The sequence below is a fragment of the Oribacterium sinus genome (genome assembly GCF_014202695.1).
GTDB classification, from domain to species: Bacteria; Bacillota; Clostridia; order Lachnospirales; family Lachnospiraceae; genus Oribacterium; species Oribacterium sinus.
Window position 1 is genome coordinate 162,490 of record NZ_JACHHH010000001.1, and the last position, 6,151, is coordinate 168,640.

General features: G+C 40.9%; 3 protein-coding genes. 2 read left to right on the forward strand and 1 reads right to left on the reverse strand.

Annotation, left to right across the window (positions count from 1 at the left end; genetic code table 11):
• The first annotated feature begins 12 nt into the window (after positions 1 to 12).
• Positions 13 to 3,108 (forward strand): toll/interleukin-1 receptor domain-containing protein, encoded by a 3,096-nt coding sequence (locus HNQ46_RS00680; protein WP_183681631.1) that lies wholly within the window; start codon positions 13 to 15, stop codon positions 3,106 to 3,108.
• 384 nt (positions 3,109 to 3,492) lie between these two features.
• The gene (locus HNQ46_RS00685) at positions 3,493 to 4,716 is read left to right on the forward strand and encodes an ATP-binding protein (protein ID WP_183681634.1); all 1,224 of its coding nucleotides are present in this window, start codon (positions 3,493 to 3,495) and stop codon (positions 4,714 to 4,716) included.
• A gap of 249 nt (positions 4,717 to 4,965) precedes the next feature.
• Here HNQ46_RS00685 and HNQ46_RS00690 read toward each other — a convergent pair whose 3' ends face one another.
• Positions 4,966 to 5,661 carry a CAP domain-containing protein gene (locus HNQ46_RS00690; RefSeq protein ID WP_243155791.1) on the reverse strand — a complete coding sequence of 232 codons (696 nt, stop codon included), beginning with the start codon at positions 5,659 to 5,661 and terminating at the stop codon, positions 4,966 to 4,968.
• Between the last annotated feature and the right edge of the window lie 490 nt (positions 5,662 to 6,151).

Genomic DNA, 6,151 nt, shown 5'->3' on the forward strand with positions numbered 1-6,151 from the left:
AGAGGGGTAAGAATGGAAAAAGAATTGGAACAAAATGCTCCAATCGTTGAGGAAGAAAAGCTGCAAAACTACAGAAAAGATGATGATGCAGAGGAAATGGAAAAGGCGGCGAAGGAGTTTAAGGAAAAGGAATATAAGTTTGATGCCTTTATCAGTTACCGTCATGTGGAGCCGGATCAGAGTATTGCGAAGCAGCTGCATCAGATGATTGAAAGTTTTAAGCCTCCCAAGGAATTTAATAAGGAGGGGAAGAAAACCACCTTCCGAGTCTTCCGTGACAGAGAGGAGCTTGCGGCAAGAGACCTAAGCAGCTCCATTGAAGAGGCCTTGGCGGAAAGTCGCTATCTGATTGTTCTTTGTTCCAAGAGAACGCCCCTGTCCGAGTGGTGTGAGAAGGAAATTCGTACCTTCAGACAGCTTCACGGAGATGAGCGCATTATTCCGGTGCTGATTGAAGGAGAGCCGGATGAAGCCTTTCCTGCACCCTTGAAACAATTAAAAAGAGGGGCGGATCAGAGTCTTGCGGATGTATTGGCGGCGGACATCCGTCCGGATGAAGTTTTACATAAGAATTTTCCCGGCTATGAGGAAGTTCAGAAGAAGGACAGCGCTAAGCTGCAAAACCTGACAAAGCAGGCCCTTCATTTGCTGAAAACCGAAAAGTACCGTATTATGGCAACCATCTTAGGTTGTACCTTTGGAGACCTTAAGCAGAGGGATAAGGAGAGGAAGAATAGGCTTATTCTGACCATATCCTCTCTTTCCGGCACAATCTTCCTGCTCTTTGGTATCTTTATGTTTAATGCCTACCAAAAGGCAGAGCAGGCCAGACAGGAGGCGGTGCAGTCCAATGCCGGTATTTTAATGAAAAGCTCCCAAGATATGGCCAAGGAAGGGGATTACTTAAAGGCCGCTTTAGTGGCGAAGGAAGCGATGAAGCCTATTGGAAAGGGCATGAAAGCGTATCCGCAGCTCCAATCTGAGAAGATGAGCATTTTCAATGATGTGATTTATCACAGCGGTGCTTCGACTTTGACTTCCATTTCTACAAAAAATAAGTTGACTTTTATGGCTCTCAGCAATGATGAAAAGCTGGTGGCCTTCGGTTTAGGAAATGATGAAACCGCTATTGCCAAGGTGGAAAATGGAGAAATTATCAAGAGATTACCGGGACATAGCCAACAGGTAAAGCTTTTAACATTTTCCAAGGATGATAAGCTGTTGGTTTCCGCTGCTTTCGACAATAGTATCATTGTCTATGACGTAGAAAGCGGAGAGGAGAAGGCAAAGCTGGAGATTCCTGGAGTCCCTATGCTGGGGCGTTTTTCCGGGGATAATTCACAGTTTTTCTATGTAAGCTTTACCAATACTTCTGCGGACTTTTACGTTTTTGATGCCAATACCTGGCAACAGCTTAGTACATTTTCTATCCAGGAAACGGTAAAATATGCGGATATTAAGAGTGATGGTTCAGAGGTGCTGATCACTTTAGGCAACAATGATGAAAATCAACTGACAAGGAGACGCCTTAAGGATGGCAGTGTTATTTCTACTATTGATCGGATAGGAAGAACTTCTCTCGATGGATCCAATTTTATGCTTCCTTACAAATCCGCCTTTTATTCCAATGACGGGAAGTCTATTATTTTGTTAACGGATGACGAGCTTCAAAAAATTTCTTTGGAGGATCATCAAGTTCTCTTCAGTGAGAAGATCAGCACTGCAACTACCTTGAATAAGCCCTTAGTGGAAAGTGAGAATGGGGAAAAAATTGCTATAAACAGCTATGGCAAGATCCTGATTCTCAATGGAGAAACCGGAGAAAGTATAGATGAAGTATCTTTTGGTGACTTGGATTTAAAATATTTTGCGTATAATACAGAACAAAACATGGTTGCAGGCTTTGGAGAAGCAGGGATTTACTCCATTTGGAAGGATAAGGTGATTACGGATGACAGGCTGTATCTGGGGGGGATAGCACCTTCTGAAATATACTTCTTAAGGGATGGCAGCAAGATTTTGACCAATTCCCATGAAGGCCAAAGCATTAAGATTATTGATACCAAGTCCAGAATTTCCTCGGAGCCGGTGCAGGGCAGAATTATTGCATCCTCCAATGATTCCTCCAAGCTTCTTCTCTTTAACGGGACGGATTTCCTGCTCTCCACGGATAACGGGAAGACCGGGAAAACCATCACCAATGAGAACACGGTGATTTATGGCTTGATGACCAGTACAAAACAAAACGTCCTGTCCAACGATGGAAAATACTATGCCTATGTCGGGCAAATGGATAGCGGAAATCCCGGACTGGTACTTTACAATGTGGAAAGTAAGGAATCCAAAACCGTGGAAATCCCTTCTGCCTATCCGGCTCTTCGCTTTTCCGATGATGGAAAGAAAATCTATTTGCAGGATAAGAAGGAAGGATTAAAGATCTATAGCGTAGAGGATTTAAGCCTGCTGGATACTATCCCGGAAATTACGGATTCTTCCTTGAATATCTTGGTTTCCGAAGACGACAATATAATTCTTGTTAACCGTTTTTCAGGAACGGCCTCTCTGTACGATTTGGAAAATAAGCAGCATTTAGAGGACATTCCGGGGGAGGTACTGAACCTTAAGCATCAAGAGGAGGAAATCATCCTAAAAGGCATACAGAACAATACGGCCTTTATTTGGAGCAGTAAGACCGGTCTTAAGAGTCTGGACATGGATGAAGCGCTCACCCAGACGCCGGTAAGCTTCGATGATGTAAATCTGTATAATGAAAAGGAAAATCTGCTTCTTCTAATTCGAAATAATGATACGGAGCGAAAGGCCTATGTGGTGGATTTTGCCACGGGACACCTGATGATGAGCTTTACCCCTTCTGTAAAGCGCTATCTTGTCAATGGCCATATCTCGCCGGAGGGAAATGTGATTATGGTGGATCAGAGCTTTAATACCATTACCGCAACGGACAACTCCGGAGTTCAGGACTATATGACTGCGGCGGTGTACCATATCCTGAGCGATGAGGAGGTTTCTACAGAGGTGGATAAGATTCTTGCGGGAAGAACATTGACACAGGATGAGAAGGTACAGATCGGTATCAGTACGGAATAAGTCGATTCTAATTGTGGATATCGCTTTTCTGCAAAGCCATTCAAAAGCTTGAATTTTACTGTACCCATATCAGTGGACAGAGAAGGTTTGAGTCCCCCACAATAATGGACAGATAGGGAGTTATAAAAGTATTTTAAAAGTAAAATAAACAAGGGGCTGTAAGAATCATAGCTTTTCGCCGAGGGCAATAAAAAAGCTTTTGATTTCTACAGCTCCTTGTTTATTCGCTTAATATCGGCTAAAATAGAATTGAAGTAACAAATAGCCGAAAATACATCAAAAAAATACTTCGAAAAAAGACATCAAGAAAAGATATCTAGATAAAATATCAAGATAATATTTTTATATAGAAAAACTATCTTTGTCGCGGAATAGGAGGAGAGTATGCCTTATATCAAAAGAAGCTTAGAAAAAGTCGTTTTGCAAGTCAGCAAGGAGTATCCGGTTGTCTTAATATCCGGTCCCAGACAGGTGGGGAAAACTACCATGTTAAAAAAACTAATGGAAGGTACAGATAGAAACTATGTGACTTTAGATGACTTACAGGAAAGAGCACTGGCTAAGAATGATCCGGAGATGTTTTTACAGTTGCATAAGCCGCCTGTCCTTATCGATGAAGTCCAATATGCTCCGGAATTATTCAGCATGATTAAACTGATTGTGGATAAAGAGCATAGAAAGGGCGATTTTTGGCTCACAGGTTCTCAAATTTTTGACTTAATGAAGGGAGTACAGGAGTCTTTAGCGGGAAGGGTGGCGGTACTATCTCTTTCTTCTTTATCTCAGACGGAGATCTATGGGGGCGAAGATAGTCCTTTTCAGCTGGATCTAAAGCATTTAACGGAGCGAAAGGAAGGAAGAACAAGCGCAGATTTGCAAGAGATTTTTCGCAGAATATTTCAGGGATCAATGCCTGCTATTGTGAGTAATGAAGTAAGTAACAACAGTATTTTTTATGGTAGCTATCTAAGTACCTATATTGAAAGAGACGTACGAAATCTCTCCGATGCTATTGATTCCCTAAAGTTTTTACGTTTTCTTACAGCTGTGGCTGCCAGATGCAGTCAAATGTTGAATGTCAACGAAATAGCCAGAGATGCGGATATTAATTTAAAGCAGGCGAAGGACTGGATGGGGATTTTGGAAACCTTGGGGATCATATTTTATCTTCATCCCTTCTCCAACAATATGCTAAAGCGACTTGTGAAAACTCCTAAATACTATTTTTATGATACTGGCTTAGTTGCCTATCTGACAAAATGGAGCAGTCCGGAAACTTTGGAAAATGGTGCCATGAACGGGGCAATTTTAGAAAACTATGTGGTATCTGAAATTAGGAAAAGTTATCTAAATAGTGGAAAAGCACCCTTTATGTATTATTACAGAGATAAGGATGCCAGAGAAATAGATATTATATTGGAACAAAACGGAGAACTGAATCCCATTGAAATCAAAAAGTCTGCAAATCCTGCTCCGGAAATTCTGAGAAGTTTTTCTGTTCTGGAAAAGACCGGCTTGAATAGAGGAAAAGGCGCCGTTATCTGTATGAAAATGGAGTTATCAGCCTTTAATCAGGAAAACTTTATTGTTCCGGTATGGTTATTATAAGTACTGGAATAATGTTTATATGCAAAAGGGACTGTAAAATAATAAATAGATTTTCGGCAATATAGGTCTAAATAAGGGGTAGTCTGAGCCCGTCGGTACTTGCGAAAAACAAGAGAATCGCAGTTTTTCGCTTAGTATCCGATACGTGGCGAAGCTAGCGAGAGCGTGCCCCAAATTTAGACCTATATTGCTTAGAAAATTATATTGATTTTTGAAGTCCCTTTCTGGAAACATTTATTCCTAGGATGTTTAATATCCAAACAAGACTACCCAGTAATCGTTTCCTTTTTCGTCCATATAATAGCCGGCACCAAAGTGCTGAAATTCTCCCTTACTCATAATGTGATTATGTCCGGCGCTGGATATCCAGGCATTTACGGTTCTGTCAGGAGTTTCGTTGTTGTGGGCAAGAATTTCTCCGTACACATCCGCTTCATCCAAAATGGAGCCCCCCTGGGGTCTTGTATGGGAAAAGCTTGCAGCACATTCCTTGGCTCTGATATCTGCAATAGAGCTTAAGCGTTCACTTTCTTCTAAGGCGTGTAAGTTTTGCCCTGCTCTGAATTGGTTGATTCTATCCAATGTTTCTTGCTTGTAGGAGGAACTGTCTTGAACGGAAGTAGTATCGTCCTCTTCCGTATATTCTTTCTGCACATCCCTTGTTTGTACAACGGAATCTACAGTCCAAGCGCCATTCTCATCTACGGTATAGCCGTCGGGAGTGGTGGTATTGGTATACATCCAACCATTGGCATCAAAGTAATAGCACTCAGCAACGCCGTCATTGTCGGTATCAATCCATTGCCATGTAGAGCGTAAATAATTTTCATTTCCTAAATCGTACCACCAGGCATCCCTGGAAGTTCCTTTGGTAAAGCCTACGGAAAATGTTGGAATAGCGGAAAGCAGGAAGGCAACAGAAATGGCCATGAGAAACTTGGCCATGAATTTATGCCTGGAACTTACCGGAGTTTGAAATGGGTTTTCTGAAACGACTTCTGTTTTTGAAATGTCTTCTGTTTCTGAAATCTGATTTGTAAGTTCTATAGTTTGATCTATTTCGACGGAGGAATTCTCCGAAATTGTATTTTTAAACTGGAAAAATTTTTTGTTTTGACATCCTATCATTGGTATATGGACTCCTTTCCGTGTATGCATATTAATGCATAAATAAAGGTAAATCAATAGGCTTTCGCAGATGTCAAGAAACCGTAAAATAAAAGTGTAAATCTATGAAGACAAACCTAATATTTTGGTAAGGATAAGGCATTTTTGATTACAATATTGTGTCGCATTTCTTAATTTTTTGAACTAAAATAAATCTTAAGAATGGTGATAATAATGAATACTTTAAGTGCTTGTTTTTTATAGAATTTGGAGTAAACTGCGAAAAAAAGAATACTCTTGTCAGAAAATTCATCCTTCAGTAGAATAA